Source organism: Sphingomonas sp. IW22 (assembly GCF_041321155.1).
In the GTDB taxonomy this organism is placed as follows: Bacteria; Pseudomonadota; Alphaproteobacteria; order Sphingomonadales; family Sphingomonadaceae; genus Sphingomonas.
Genome location: NZ_JBGGWB010000001.1, coordinates 2,009,960 through 2,024,152, shown reverse-complemented (window position 1 = coordinate 2,024,152; position 14,193 = coordinate 2,009,960). Strand labels below are relative to the sequence as shown.

The following is a 14,193-nucleotide window of genomic DNA, read 5'->3' as shown; positions in this document are numbered from 1 at the left end:
ATGCGCTTCCCGCATTTCTTCATCGACCGCCCGATCTTTGCGGCGGTCCTGTCGATCCTGATCCTGGTGTTCGGCATGGTGGCGCTGCCCACGCTGCCGATCACCCAATATCCGGAAATCGCGCCGCCAACGGTCGTGGTGTCGGCCCAGTTCCCCGGCGCCAGCGCCGAAACGCTGGCCGAAACCGTCGCTGCCCCGCTTGAGGAAGCGATCAACGGCGTTGAAAACATGATCTACATGTCCTCGTCCTCCACGGGCGACGGACAGCTTCAGATCACCGTGACCTTTGGACAGGGCACCGACGCCGATCAGGCACAGGTGCTGGTCCAGAACCGCGTCGCCTCCGCCGAACCGCGTCTGCCCGAACAGACGCGCCAGATCGGCGTGACGACGCTCAAGAACTCGCCTGACTTCCTGATGGTGGCGATGTTCTATTCGCCGGACGGCTCGCTCAGCCAGGAATATGTCTCCAACTATGTCGGCACGCAGGTCGTCGACCGGCTGGCGCGTGTACAGGGCGTGGGCAACGCGCAGAGCTTTGGCGGGCGCGACTATAATATGCGGATCTGGATCGACCCCGATCTTGCCGCCGCGCGCAACCTGACCGTCGACGAGATCGCGACCGCCATTCGCGGGCAGAATGTTCAGGTTGCTGCCGGTGCGGTCGGCCAGCCCCCCTTCACCGGCAAGGGCGGCGCAGCCTTCCAGCTGGGCGTCCAGACCGAAGGGCGCCTGACCACGCCCGAACAATTTGGCGACATCATCATCAAGCGCGACCAAAGCGGCGCCATGACGCGGGTCCGCGACGTGGCGCGGGTCGAGCTGGGTGCCGAAACCTACGCCATCAATGCCTATCTGAACGGTACACCGGTGACGGCAGTGGCGATCAGCCAGCTACCCGGATCGAACGCACTGGCGGCTGCGGATGCCGTGATTGCGGAGCTGGATGCGGCCAAGGCATCCTTCCCGCCGGGCATGACCTATTCGATCCCGTACAACCCGACGGAATATATCTCGGCGTCGATCGACGCGGTGGTGCATACGCTGATCGAAGCCATCGTGCTCGTCAGCCTGGTCGTGCTGATCTTCCTGCAAAGCTGGCGCGCGGCGATCATTCCGATCATTGCCATTCCGGTCTCGCTGCTGGGCAGCCTGGCGGTGCTGGCGGGCTTTGGCTACTCGCTCAACAATCTGTCGCTGTTCGGCATGGTGCTGGCGATCGGCATCGTCGTCGACGACGCCATCGTCGTGGTCGAGAATGTCGAGCGGCTGATGGAAGAAAAGGGCCTGTCCCCGCTTCAGGCCGCGCATGAGACGATGGACGAGGTGGCTGGCGCGCTTATCGCGATTGCGCTGGTGCTGTGCGGCGTGTTCGTGCCGACCATGTTCATCCCCGGCATTTCGGGCGAGTTCTACAAGCAGTTCGCGCTGACCATCGTGTCGGCGACCGCAATTTCGGCACTGGTGTCGCTGACTCTGTCGCCCGCCATGTCGGCGCTGATCCTGAAGCCCAAGCGCCACGATGCCGAACCGCGCCGTGGCTGGCGCGGCCTGCCCGGCCGGTTCGCGCGCGGCTTCAATCGCGGCTTCGATTGGCTGGCGGATCGTTATGGCCGCTTTACCGCGCGCGCGGTGCGGATGCTGGGCGTGATTGTCATCGCCTATGTCCTGTTGATCGCGCTGGCGGGCTGGCGTTTCTATGCCACGCCGACCGGCTTCATCCCGTCGCAGGACCAGGGTTATCTGATCACCGCCGCTCAGCTTCCGCCGGGCGCGTCGCTTCAGCGCACGACCGACATGATGCTGCGCGTGGACAAGGAAGTGCGGCAGGTACCCGGCACCCTGAACACGGTGATGCTGGTCGGCCTGGACGGGACCAGTTTCTCGACCGCGCCGAACACGGCGGCGATGTTCATTACCATGAAGCCGCACGCCGAACGCGCCCCGGCCGAGGAGATCGCCAATCAGCTTCGCGGCGCGCTGTCCAAGTTCAACGAAGGCCTGTTGCTGGTCATCCCGCCGCCGCCCGTTCAGGGCATCGGCACCGGCGGCGGCTGGAAGATGATGATCGAGGATCGTGAAAACCGCGGTTATCAGGCGCTTGAGGCTGCCGCGTTCGGCATGATGATGAAGGCCAACCAGACCCCCGGCATTGCGGGTGCCTTCTCCCTGTTCAACACGCGCACGCCGCGCCTGTTCGCCGATGTCGATCGTGAGCGGGCCGAGCAACTGGGTGTGCCCGTCAGCAACATCTTTGCGACCATGGGCACCTATCTCGGCTCGACCTACATCAACGACTTCAACCTGCTGGGCCGAACCTTCCGCGTGACGGCACAGGCCGATGCGCCCTATCGCGACGAAACGTCGGACATCGGCCGCCTGCGGACGCGCTCCGCGTCGGGGGCGATGGTGCCGCTGGATGCGGTGATGACGGTGCGTGACGACAGCGGCCCCTACCGCGTGGTCCGATATAATCTGTATCCCTCGGCCGAATTGCAGGGCGATACGGTGCCGGGCTTCTCATCGGGCCAGTCGCTGGCCGCGATGGAGCGGATCGCCGCCGAAACGCTGCCGGACGGCATGTCGTTCGAATGGACCGAGCTTGCCTTCCAGCAGAAGCAGGCGGGCAATACCGGCCTGATCGCCTTTGGCTTGGCGGTGCTGTTCGTCTTCCTGCTGCTGGCGGCGAATTACGAAAGCCTGGTGCTGCCGTTCGCGGTCATCCTGATCGTGCCGATGTGCCTCTTGGCGGCGATGCTGGGCGTCAATCTGATGGGGATGGACAACAACATCCTGACGCAGATTGGTCTGGTCGTGCTGATCGGCCTGGCCGCCAAGAACGCGATCCTGATTGTCGAATTCGCGAAGCAGAATGAGGAAGAGGGTCAGGAATTGCTGGAGGCCGCGCGGCACGCCGCCGCACAGCGTCTGCGCCCCATCCTGATGACATCGATCGCGTTCATCCTTGGCGTGCTGCCGCTGGTGATCGGGACCGGTCCCGGTGCGGAAATGCGCCGCGCGCTGGGTGTGGCGGTGTTCTTTGGCATGATCGGCGTGACCGTATTCGGTCTTGTCTTCACCCCCGCCTTCTACGTCATCAGCCGCAAGTTCGGTGACTGGCTGTCGGCGCGCACCCGCCGAAGCAAGCGCAACGACCCGCCCGCCGCCGCCGCCGAACCGGGAGCCACGGCATGAAGAAGTTTGCCAGCCTGACGCTGGGCCTGTTGCTTACCGCATGCGCGGTCGGCCCTGATTACGAAAAGCCCGTCACCCCCGGCGGCATGACGGCGGAGGGCGCTTTCGTCGAAGGCGCACGGCTGTCGGCAGTCAACGCCCAGTCGCTGCCGGACAAATGGTGGCGGCTGTACGACGACCCCAATGTCGACCGACTCGTGACCGAGGCGCTGGCCCATAACACCGACATCCGTCAGTCGGCCGCCAATCTGCAACGCGCCCGTGCGGTGCTGAGCGAGGCACGCGGGCGCCGGTTGCCGGAAACCAACGTCGCGGGCCAATATACGCGCCAGCGCACCGGGTCGAACAGCTTCGGCGCGCAGTTCGGCGGCACGCAGCAAATCCCGTCCTTCGAAACCGACCTGTTCACTGCCGGTCTGGACGCCAGCTATGAGCTGGACCTGTTCGGCGGCGTCAGCCGCGCGATCGAGGCTGCGCGCGGCGATGTCGATGCCGCTGCCGCACAGGTCGATGCTGCGCGCGTGTCGGTCGCGGCCGAAACGGCGCGCGCCTATGCGCTGGCGTGCAGCAATGCCAGCCAGCTCGCCGTCGCGCGGGAAACGGTCGAGCTTCAACAGCAGACCCTCGCCCTCACCCGCCGCCTGTTCGACGCCGGTCGCGGACAACGCCGCGATGTCGAACAGGCCGATGCGCTGCTGGCACAGACCCAGGCGCAGGTGCCGGGTCTGGAGGCAGAGCGTCGCGCCGCGCTTTACGCACTCGCGACGCTGACCGGGCGCCCGCCCGCTGAAATCGACACTGTCGCCGCCAGCTGCACCCGCCCGCCACAGGTGACACAGATCATCCCGGTTGGCGACGGCACGGCGTTGCTGCAACGTCGGCCCGATGTGCGCGCGGCAGAGCGTCAGCTGGCCGCCGACACCGCGCGCGTCGGGGTGGCGACCGCGGCGCTATATCCATCGATCTCGCTGCTGGGGTCGGTCAGCCTTGCGTCGACCACGCTCGATAATCTGGTCGACAATGACAGCTTCAACTTTTCCCTTGGGCCGCTCATCTCGTGGAGCTTCCCCAACCAGACCGCCGCCCGCTCGCGCCTGCGTCAGGCGGAGGCAACGGTCGAGGGCAGCCTTGCCGCGTTCGATGGCGCGGTGCTGACGGCACTTCGCGAAGTGGAGCAGGCGCTTGCCCGCTATGCCGGCGAGCTGGACCGCAACCGCGCCCTGCAGCGCGCGGAGCGTTCGGCGGGACAGGCCGCGCGCCTGTCGCGACTGCGATTCGATTATGGTGCGGAAAGCTTTCTCCAGCTGATCGAATCGGAACGTCAGCGCGCGGACGCCCGCGCCGCGCGCGCGCAATCGGATGCCGCGCTGGCCGACGCACAGGTCAGCCTGTTCCGCGCGCTGGGCGGCGGTTGGGAGAATGCGCCCGAAGTCACACGGCGCACGCCGGCAGGGGCAGTCGCCGCGACAGAATAGCTATGCACGGCTTGCGTGCCGCGCCGCATCCGCTACCTCCCCACTGCACCACGAGGATAAGAGGGAGACGCCGGAACATGCGCGATGCGGTAGGCAAGCTGTTGCTGTTCGGCGCGACCGGCGATTTGTCGCAGCGCATGTTGCTGCCGTCGCTCTACGGTCTTCACGCCGACGGCCTGCTGCCGAAAGGGCTGACGATCACCGGCACCGCCCGTTCGGAGCAGGATGACGACGCCTTTCGCGACTTCACCCGCACCGCGCTCGACACGTTCCTTGCCGAAGATCGCAAGGACGCCGACATGATCGACAGCTTCCTCGCGCGCCTGCAATATCAGCCGCTCGACGCCTCAACGCTTGAGGGGTTTGACGATCTGGCGCGCAAGATCGGCGACATTTCGGGCGGGCTGGCGATTTTCCTGTCGACGGCGCCGTGGCTGTTCGGACCGACAATCAAGGGCCTTCAATCGGCAGGCCTTGCGGGTGACAATGTCCGCATCGGGCTTGAGAAGCCGCTGGGCAAGGATCTGGAGACCAGTCGCGAGATCAACGACATTGTCGTCGCCGGTTTTCCGGAGGAGCGGACATTCCGCATCGACCATTATCTGGGCAAGGAAACCGTCCAGAACATTCTCGCGCTTCGTTTCGGCAATTCGATGTTCGAGCCGATCTGGAATGCGCGCGGCATCGACCATGTGCAGATCACGATTTCGGAAACCGTAGGCCTTGAAGGGCGAGCGGGCTATTATGACGAGGTCGGCGCGCTGCGCGACATGGTGCAGAACCACATGCTGCAACTGCTGGCGCTGATCGCGATGGAGCCGCCCGCGCGCTTCGACGGTACGGCGATTCGCGACGAAAAGGTCAAGGTCCTTCGCTCGCTGCGTCCGATCGCGGTGGAGGATGTGCCGCACCATACCGTCACGGGCCAATATGACGCCGGCGCCGTCAAGGGCGAGATCGTGCGCGGCTATGACGAGGAACTGGGCAAGGATTCGCGCACCGAAACCTTTGTCGCGCTCAAGGCGCATGTCGATAACTGGCGATGGCAGGGCGTCCCCTTCTACCTGCGCACCGGCAAGCGCATGCCGGAGCGGCGCAGCGAAATCGTCATTCAGTTCAAGCCCGTGCCGCATTCTATCTTCGCCGAACGCGGCGGCATGTTACGCCCCAACATCCTGGCCATCCGCCTTCAGCCGGAAGAATATGTCCGCCTGCTGGTCATGGCAAAGCAACCCGGCCTTGATCGCGAGGGGGTGCGCCTGCGCGAAGTGCCCCTGAACCTCAGCCTCGACACCGAATTTGCGGGCACCCGGCGGCGCATCGCCTATGAACGGCTGCTGCTCGACCTGATCGAGGGCGACCCGACGCTGTTCGTCCGCCGCGACGAGGTGGAGGCACAGTGGCAATGGATCGACGCGATCCGCGCCGGCTGGGATGCGAACGACGTGAAGCCCAAGCCCTATCCATCGGGCAGCTGGGGCCCATCGTCCAGCATCGCACTGACCGAACGCGACGGTGTGACCTGGAACGAATAAGGGGAGCGCATTGGCCGCTCCACCGTTCACTCCATCAACGGGCGCCCGGTACCGGCCGCCCCCTGTGACATTACCGAAAGTACAGACATGATCGAGATCGAGTGGTGGGACTATGACGACGCCGACGAGCTGGCTCAAGCGGTGGCCGGCGACGTCCAGTTCGTCATCGAAAGTGCCATCGACGCGCGCGGCAGCGCCGTTGTTGCGCTGGCGGGCGGCAAGACGCCCTTCCCGGCCTATGAAAAGCTCGCCGCCGCCAAGCTGGACTGGAAGCGCGTCACCATCGTGGCGACCGACGACCGGCTGGTGCCGATGGGCGATCCGCTGTCCAATGTGACGGCGCTGGGCAAGCTGTTCGTGCCCAAGGGTGCACGGGTGTTCCCGATCACCAGCGACAAGGCCGAGGATTACAAGGCAGCGGGGCGCGCCGCCGATGCGCGGTTGCAGGATCTGCACTGGCCGCTTGATCTGTGCCTGCTGGGCGTGGGCGGCGACGGGCATACCGCGTCGATCTTTCCCGGCCCCGATTTTGACGAGGCGCTGAACGGGCCCAAGGAACGCCGCGCCATCGGCGTGATGCCCGACCCGCTGCCACCCGAAGCGCCCGTTGCGCGGGTGTCGCTGACCCGCGCCGCGATCGTGTCGGCCAAGGCGGTGATGATCGCCGTCACCGGTCAGGCAAAGCGCGACGTGATCGAAGCCGCCATTTCCGAAGGTGCCGGCTCCCCCTACCCCATCGGCCGGGTGCTGGCCGACGCCGAACTGCCCGTCGATATCCACTGGAGCGCCTGATGCCTCTCCATCCGACCATCGCTACCGTCACCGACCGCATTCGCGAACGCTCGCACAAGCAGCGCAGCGCCTATCTGTCCCTGATCGAGCGGGAGCGCAATTCGGGTTTCGACCGGCCAAAGCTGGGCTGCGCGAATCTCGCCCATGCCTATGCCGGAACCGACGAGCAGCGCGACCGGATGAAAGACGGCGCGGCGATGAACATCGGCATTGTCACCGCGTATAACGACATGCTGTCGGCCCACGCGCCCTATTACCGCTATCCCGAACAGATGAAGGTCTGGGCGCTGGAAGCGGGCGCGACGGCGCAAGTCGCAGGCGGCGTGCCCGCGATGTGCGACGGCGTGACGCAAGGGTATCAGGGCATGGAATTGTCGCTGTTCAGCCGCGACACCATCGCGCTCGGCACCGCAATCGCGCTCAGCCACCGCACGTTCGAGGGCGCCGCCCTGCTGGGCATTTGCGACAAGATCGTCCCCGGCCTGCTGATCGGCGCGCTACGCTTTGGCCATCTGCCGATGGTACTGGTCCCCGCCGGCCCGATGCGCTCCGGCCTGCCCAACAAAGAAAAGGCCGCTGTTCGCGAACGCTATGCCGAGGGCAAGGCGACGCGGGAGGAACTGCTCGATTCCGAAATCGCCGCCTATCATGGCAAGGGCACCTGCACCTTTTACGGCACGGCCAATTCGAACCAGATGATGATGGAGGCGATGGGGCTGCACGTACCCGGCGCATCCTTTGCCAATCCGGGCACCAAGCTGCGTCAGGAACTGACGCGCGCGGCGGTGCAACGGCTGCCGCAGATTGGCTGGGGCGGGAATGATTATCGCCCGATCGGCCACTGTGTCGACGAGCGTGCTATCGTCAACGCTGCCGTCGCGCTGCTGGCGACGGGTGGTTCGACCAACCACCTGATCCACCTGCCCGCCATTGCGCGGTCGGCGGGCGTCATCATCAATTGGGAAGATTTCGACGCGCTGTCCAAGGCGGTGCCACTGCTGACCCGCGTCTATCCCAATGGATCGGCCGACGTGAACGGGTTCGAGGACGCGGGCGGCCCGCCCTTCGTCATTCGCGAACTGCTGAAGGGCGGCCTGCTGCACGACGACGTGCTGACGATCGCCGAGGGTGGCATGGCCCAATATGGCCGCAAGCCCACGATCGAAGACGACAAGCTGGTCTGGGCTGACCTGCCCGCGCAGCCGGGTGACGACAGCATCGTGAGGACCATCGACGCACCGTTCGCGCCGGAGGGCGGCTTTCGCATCCTCACCGGCAATCTGGGCCGCGCCTGTATCAAGGTATCGGCGGTCGAACGCGACCGCTGGGCCATTGAGGCACCCGCCCGCGTCTTCTCCACCCAGGCCGAGGTGCAGGAAGCGTTCAAGGCAGGCGAACTCGACCGCGACGTCGTGGTCGTGGTGCGGTTCCAGGGCCCGCGCGCCAACGGTATGCCCGAATTGCACAAGCTGACCCCGCCGCTGGGCGTGCTGCAAAATCGCGGCTTCCGCGTCGCACTCGTCACCGATGGGCGCATGTCGGGCGCCAGCGGCAAGGTGCCCGCCGCCATTCACCTGTCGCCCGAAGCACTGGGTGGCGGTCCGATCGGCAAGTTGCGCGATGGCGACATGGTGCGCCTGGATGCTGAAGCGGGCGTACTCGAAGCACTGGTCGACGCCGCCGAATGGGACGCGCGACCGCTTGCCGAAGCGCCACCAATGGCTGACGGCACGGGGCGCGAGCTGTTCCGCATGATGAACCAGGGCGCCGATGAGGCCGAAAAAGGCGCGAGCGCGATGCTTGCCGCCGCCGGGCTTTGAGCGCCTGAGAGGGAGAGACATGGAAGTCGTCGCAGTCGATATCGGGGGCACCCACGCCCGCTTCGCCATTGCCGAGGTAGAAGGCGGGCGCGTCGTCCGCATGGACGAGCCGGTCACCCAGAAAACCGCCGAGCATGGCAGCCTGCAACTGGCGTGGCAGGGTTTCGCGGAAAAAGCTGGCCGGCCGCTGCCGCGCGCGGCGGCGATTGCCGTTGCCTCACCCATCAATCCCGATCTGATCAAGCTCACCAACAATCCGTGGATCATACGCCCGCCGCTGATCCGCGAGCGGCTGGAGGTCGACGACTGGACGCTGATCAACGATTTCGGTGCCGTCGGTCATGCTGTCGCCCAGCTGCCCGATGAGCATTTCATCCATATCTGCGGCCCCGACGCGCCTCTGCCCGATCGCGGTTCGATCACCGTTTGCGGCCCGGGTACCGGGCTGGGCGTGGCGCAGGTGTTCCGCACGGGCGAGCGCTATCACGTGATCGAAACCGAGGGCGGGCACATGGACTTCGCTCCCCTTGACGGGATCGAGGACGAATTGCTCAAGCGGCTTCGCAAGACCTTCACCCGCGTTTCGGTCGAGCGCGTCTGTTCCGGTCCGGGTATCAAGGGCATCTACGAAACCCTTGCCGCGATCGAGGACAGGTCAATTCGTCAGATTGACGACAAGACCATCTGGACGCTGGCGTTCGAGGGGAAGGACAGCCTGGCGTCGGCCGCGCTTGACCGTTTCTGCCTCGCGCTTGGCGCGACGGCGGGCGATCTGGCGCTGGCGCATGGACCGAAGGGCGTGGTGATCGCGGGCGGCCTGGGCCTGCGGCTCAAGGATCATCTGCTCAACTCGGGCTTTGGCCAGCGTTTCGTGTCCAAGGGCAGGTTTCAGTCACTGATGAGCTCGATCCCCGTCAAGCTCATCACCCATCCCCAGCCGGGCCTGTACGGCGCGGCGGCCGCATTCGCGCAGGAGCATATGTAATGACGATCGAGGACATCATGCGGACCAGCCCGGTCATCCCGGTGCTGGTGATCGACGATGCCGCCACCGCGCGCCCGCTGGCCGAGGCACTGGTCAAGGGCGGGCTGAAGGTGCTGGAAGTAACGCTGCGCACCCCGGCCGCGCTCGACGCGATTGCGGAAATGAAGAAGGTCGAGGGCGCCATCGTCGGTGCCGGTACCGTCGTTTCAACGCAGCAGTTCGAACAGGCGATGGCCGCGGGCAGCGAGTTCATCGTCTCCCCCGGCCTGACCGAAAAGCTGGGCGAGCCGATCGTTTCGTCGGGTGTGCCGTTCCTTCCCGGCGTGGCGACAGCGGGCGACATCATGCGCGGCTATGAACTGGGCCTGCGCCACTTCAAATTCTTCCCCGCCGAAACGTCGGGCGGATTGAAGGCGCTGAAGGCACTGTCGGCGCCGTTTCACGAGGCGCGCTTCTGCCCTACTGGTGGCATTTCGGAAGTGACCGCACCCGACTGGCTGGCGTTCGACCGCGTGCTTTGCGTTGGCGGAAGCTGGGTCGTCGGCGGCACGATGGCTGATGTAGAGGCGCGCGCGGGCGCTGCGGCGCGTCTTTCTCGCTGATTTCGGCCGCGAAAGGATCATTCGCGGCTGACATCGCGCGCCGGCCATGCATAAGAGAAAAGCATGGCGCTCGACATACGCAACAGCGGGCTTTCCGACGCCCTGGTGATCCTCGGTTCGGCGGGACTGGTCATTCCGGCATTTGCCCGGTTCAAGATCAGTCCCGTCATCGGCTTCATTCTGGTCGGCATTCTTGTTGGCCCGAACGCACTGGGATCGCTCGTCGATCGCTATCCGTGGCTCTATTTCGTCACAATATCGAATACCGATGCGATAGAGCCGTTTGCCGAATTCGGCATCATCCTGCTGCTTTTCTCAATCGGGCTTGAGCTGTCGTTCAAGCGATTATGGGCGATGCGCGCGCAGGTTTTCGGGCTTGGCGCGGCGGAACTGCTGATTTCTGGCCTGGTCATCGGCCTTGCCCTGCATCTGATGGGTCAGGCGTGGGGCGGCGCCATCGGGCTGGGGCTCGCGCTTGCCTTGTCATCGACCGCGCTGGTGCTGCCGATCGCGGGCACGACCAGCGCCATCGGGCGCGGCGCGTTCGCGATGCTGCTGTTCGAGGATCTGGCCCTCGTCCCCATCATCTTCATGCTGGGCGCCCTCGCCCCCACCGCGACGGCGGAGGGGTGGAACGGGCTGGCCGATGTCGCGCTGGCAGGCGGGATTACCGTCGTCGCCCTTTATCTGGCCGGGCGCTTCATGCTGCCGCGCATGTTCGGACAGGCGGCGCGAACAAAAAGCCCTGAGCTGTTCCTGGCCGCCAGCCTGCTGGTCGTCATCGTCGCCAGTCTGGCGACCGCCGCGGCGGGCCTGTCGCCCATTGTCGGCGCGCTGCTGGCCGGATTGCTGATCGCTGAAACCGAATATCATGAGGAAGTCGACGCCATCACCGCCCCGTTCAAGGGGCTGGCGCTGGGTGTGTTCCTGATTTCTGTCGGGATGGCGCTCGATCTTCGTCTGGTCGCGCGCTACTGGCCCGAACTGGTGCTGGCGATTGCTGGGGTCATGGCGGTCAAGGCTATCGTCACCATGCTGTTGCTGCGTGCATCGGGCACGCGCCCCGGCGTCGCGGCGGAAACCGGCGTGCTGATGGCCAGTCCATCTGAGACGACGCTGATCGTGATGGGCGCGGCGGGCGCAGCGGGCTTGATCCAGCCGTCGACGGCTGCGTTCTGGACCACTGTTACCGCCATCGGCCTGACGATCACACCGCTATTGGCCAAGGGCGGACGGCTGGTCGCGCGCCGGATCGAAGCGCGCATGGGTGGCGACAGCGAACCTGCCGAGGTCGATCCGCTGGCGCGCGGCACGGTGATAATCGGCTTTGGCCGGGTCGGCCGGACCATCGCGGAAATGCTGCGCGCGCACGACAAGCCCTATCTGGCGATTGATGCCGACATCGACGCCGTCGGCGCTGCGCGGCGGGAGGGGTATAATGTCCAGTTTGGCGACGTTGCCCGATCCGACATGGTCGACCGGCTCGACCTGGGCCATGCCAAGGCGCTGGTCATCACCATGGACGACCCGGTTCTGAGCGTTCGCCTCACCCGGCGCGTTCGCGGGTGGGTGCCCGAACTGCCCATCATCGTGCGCGCGCGTGATGCGAACCATGCTGCGGCCCTCTACAAGGCAGGCGCGACCGACGCCGTGCCAGAGGCGCTGGAAAGCTCCCTGCAGCTGTCAGAGGCGCTGCTGGTCGACCTGGGCGTTGCGGTGGGCCCGGTCATCGCATCCATCCACGAAAAGCGAGACGAGATGCGAAAGGCGATCAAGAATGCCGCCGGGCTGGAACGCGAACCGCGCATCCGACGTGTGCGACAGGCCGAAAGCTGATTGGAACCGGCACGCGGCACACCCGTTGCGGTCTGATTGCCGTTACAAGGCTTTCGTGTGCATGACCTGAGAACCTCGATCGACGCACCACTTGGTCGCCCGCGCCCGACGCTGGGCGCTGTCGATCTGATCGCGCTGGTCGTGGGCATCGTCATCGGCGCGGGTATTTTCCGGACGCCCGCACTAGTCGCAGGGCTTGCCGGCAGCGAACAGGCGCTGATCGCCATGTGGGTCATCGGCGGATTGCTGTCGATCGTCGGCGCGCTCTGCTATGCTGAACTGGCGGCCGCCTTTCCCCATATGGGCGGCGACTATCATTTTCTTGGCCGTGCTTATGGCGAACGGGTTGCCTTTCTCTATGGCTGGGCGCGGTTGACGGTGATCCAGACGGGTTCGTTGGCGCTGCTCGCCTATGTCTGCGGCGACTATTTGCAAACCCTGGTGCCGCTGGGGCCGGTCGGGTCCAGCCTTTGGGCTGGCGCCGCCGTGGTTGTGATCAGCGCGATAAACTGGCTGGGCATTCGGGAAGGCGCTGCCGCACAACGATGGCTGACGCTGGCCGAAGTGGGCGGGCTGATCCTTCTGATCGTTGCGGGGTTTCTGGCCGAACCGGCACCCGCCCCCGCCGGTGCGTCCCCCGCCGGTGACGGCGCGATCGGGCTGATGCTGGTCTTCGTGCTGCTGACCTATGGCGGCTGGAGCGAGGCAGCCTATCTCTCGGCAGAAGTTCGTGGCGATCGGCGACGGATCGCGACACTGATGGTCGGCGGTCTGGTGGTCGTCACAGTGCTTTACGTGCTGGCAAACCTGGCGTTTCTGAATGCGCTGGGTCTGGCGGGCATGGCGGCCAGCGATGCCGTCGCCGCACAAGTGGCCAACGCCGCCTTTGGTCCGGCAGGCGCGGGGATTATCGCGGCGGCGGTCGCCATCGCTGCCCTCACCTCCGCCAACGCGACCGCGATCACGGGTGCGCGGACGAGTTGCGCGATCGGACGGCAATATCGTGGTTTTTCGTGGCTGGGACGCTGGGACGAGCGGCGCGACACGCCAGGAAACGCGCTGATCGCCCAAGCCGCCATCGCACTGCTGCTGGTCGTCGGCGGCGCCTTTGCCCGCGACGGCTTCGCGCTGGTGGTCGAATATACCGCGCCGGTATTCTGGCTGTTCCTGTTGCTGACCGGCATCGCGCTGTTCGTGCTGCGTCGTCGCATGCCCGATGTCGAGCGCCCGTTTCGCGTGCCGCTCTACCCGCTGACCCCGGCGATCTTCTGTCTCACCACGGCCTATCTGCTTTGGTCCAGCCTTGCCTATACCGGCACTGGCGCGCTGGCCGGGTGCGCGGTGCTGGCGGTTGGCGCGATCCTTCTCCTGTTCCTGAAGCCCCACGACGAGGAGAGTTTGCCATGAAGCCCGTAATATTCGCCGCGCTGCTTTCGCTGACCGCGACCCCGGCGATCGCGCAATCCCCTGCCCCCCAATCGGCACCCGCGCGAACGCCGGACGTTATCTATGTCCCCACCCCGCCCGAAGTGGTAAGCGCGATGCTGGACTTGGCCGAGTTGAAAGACGGCGACGTTCTTTACGACCTTGGATCGGGTGACGGCCGCATTCCAGTTGCCGCGGTTAAGCGCAACCGCGTGAAGGCGACGGGCATCGACATCGACCCCGAACGCATTGCAGAGGCGCGCGCCAATGCAAAGGCTCAGGGCGTGTCGGACAAGGTGACGTTCAAGCAGGACGACATCTTCACCACCGACTTTTCCGACGCCAGCGTGGTCACGCTCTATTTGCTCGATTCGCTCAACGAGAAGCTGCGGCCGCGTCTGATGCGCCTGAAGCCCGGTACCCGGATCGTCAGCCACGCCTTCCGCATGGGCGATTGGGAACCGGAAGCCGAACGCGACATTGACGGCCGCCGCGTCTATTTGTGGCGCGTACCCGCACGCTGAGCGT

Annotated in this window: 10 protein-coding genes; all 10 read left to right on the top strand. The window is 65.5% G+C overall.

All coding sequences use genetic code 11. The features are described 5' to 3' along the window. A complete protein-coding gene (locus ACAX61_RS09860) occupies positions 1 to 3,195 on the top strand; it encodes an efflux RND transporter permease subunit (protein WP_370714581.1) in 3,195 nt (1,064 codons plus the stop codon). Further along, positions 3,192 to 4,670 carry an efflux transporter outer membrane subunit gene (locus ACAX61_RS09855; protein ID WP_370714580.1) on the top strand — a complete coding sequence of 493 codons (1,479 nt, stop codon included), beginning with the start codon at positions 3,192 to 3,194 and terminating at the stop codon, positions 4,668 to 4,670. Before ACAX61_RS09860 ends, ACAX61_RS09855 begins: the two co-directional genes overlap by 4 nt. Before the next feature lie 77 nt (positions 4,671 to 4,747). Beyond that, entirely contained in the window at positions 4,748 to 6,205 is a 1,458-nt protein-coding gene (gene zwf / locus ACAX61_RS09850) for a glucose-6-phosphate dehydrogenase (protein ID WP_370714579.1), read from the top strand. An 87-nt stretch (positions 6,206 to 6,292) separates the two neighbouring features. Next, positions 6,293 to 6,997, top strand: coding sequence for a 6-phosphogluconolactonase (gene pgl / locus ACAX61_RS09845; protein WP_370714578.1), 705 nt, complete (start codon positions 6,293 to 6,295; stop codon positions 6,995 to 6,997). After that, entirely contained in the window at positions 6,997 to 8,817 is a 1,821-nt protein-coding gene (gene edd / locus ACAX61_RS09840) for a phosphogluconate dehydratase (protein WP_370714577.1), read from the top strand. The genes pgl and edd overlap by 1 nt, the downstream gene beginning before the upstream one ends. A 19-nt stretch (positions 8,818 to 8,836) precedes the next feature. Continuing rightward, positions 8,837 to 9,802, top strand: a complete 966-nt coding sequence (gene glk / locus ACAX61_RS09835) for a glucokinase (RefSeq protein ID WP_370714576.1) — start codon at positions 8,837 to 8,839, stop codon at positions 9,800 to 9,802. Further along, on the top strand, positions 9,802 to 10,404 hold the full coding sequence (gene eda / locus ACAX61_RS09830) for a bifunctional 4-hydroxy-2-oxoglutarate aldolase/2-dehydro-3-deoxy-phosphogluconate aldolase (protein ID WP_370714575.1): 603 nt from the start codon (positions 9,802 to 9,804) through the stop codon (positions 10,402 to 10,404). The genes glk and eda overlap by 1 nt, the downstream gene beginning before the upstream one ends. A 63-nt stretch (positions 10,405 to 10,467) precedes the next feature. Further along, the gene (locus ACAX61_RS09825; RefSeq protein ID WP_370714574.1) at positions 10,468 to 12,240 is read left to right on the top strand and encodes a cation:proton antiporter domain-containing protein; all 1,773 of its coding nucleotides are present in this window, start codon (positions 10,468 to 10,470) and stop codon (positions 12,238 to 12,240) included. A gap of 57 nt (positions 12,241 to 12,297) precedes the next feature. Next, entirely contained in the window at positions 12,298 to 13,647 is a 1,350-nt protein-coding gene (locus tag ACAX61_RS09820; protein ID WP_370714573.1) for an APC family permease, read from the top strand. Beyond that, complete coding sequence (locus ACAX61_RS09815) at positions 13,644 to 14,189, top strand: SAM-dependent methyltransferase (protein ID WP_370714572.1); 546 nt, start codon at positions 13,644 to 13,646, stop codon at positions 14,187 to 14,189. The genes ACAX61_RS09820 and ACAX61_RS09815 overlap by 4 nt, the downstream gene beginning before the upstream one ends. Positions 14,190 to 14,193 lie beyond the last annotated feature (4 nt).

Excerpts from the sequence above, each read along its gene's own strand:
- ACAX61_RS09860 (WP_370714581.1), top strand. The coding sequence starts at position 1 with ATGCGCTTCCCGCATTTCTTCATCGACCGCCCGATCTTTGCGGCGGTC.
- ACAX61_RS09855 (WP_370714580.1), top strand. The coding sequence starts at position 3,192 with ATGAAGAAGTTTGCCAGCCTGACGCTGGGCCTGTTGCTTACCGCATGC.
- zwf (WP_370714579.1), top strand. The coding sequence starts at position 4,748 with ATGCGCGATGCGGTAGGCAAGCTGTTGCTGTTCGGCGCGACCGGCGAT.
- pgl (WP_370714578.1), top strand. The coding sequence starts at position 6,293 with ATGATCGAGATCGAGTGGTGGGACTATGACGACGCCGACGAGCTGGCT.
- edd (WP_370714577.1), top strand. The coding sequence starts at position 6,997 with ATGCCTCTCCATCCGACCATCGCTACCGTCACCGACCGCATTCGCGAA.
- glk (WP_370714576.1), top strand. The coding sequence starts at position 8,837 with ATGGAAGTCGTCGCAGTCGATATCGGGGGCACCCACGCCCGCTTCGCC.
- eda (WP_370714575.1), top strand. The coding sequence starts at position 9,802 with ATGACGATCGAGGACATCATGCGGACCAGCCCGGTCATCCCGGTGCTG.
- ACAX61_RS09825 (WP_370714574.1), top strand. The coding sequence starts at position 10,468 with ATGGCGCTCGACATACGCAACAGCGGGCTTTCCGACGCCCTGGTGATC.
- ACAX61_RS09815 (WP_370714572.1), top strand. The coding sequence starts at position 13,644 with ATGAAGCCCGTAATATTCGCCGCGCTGCTTTCGCTGACCGCGACCCCG.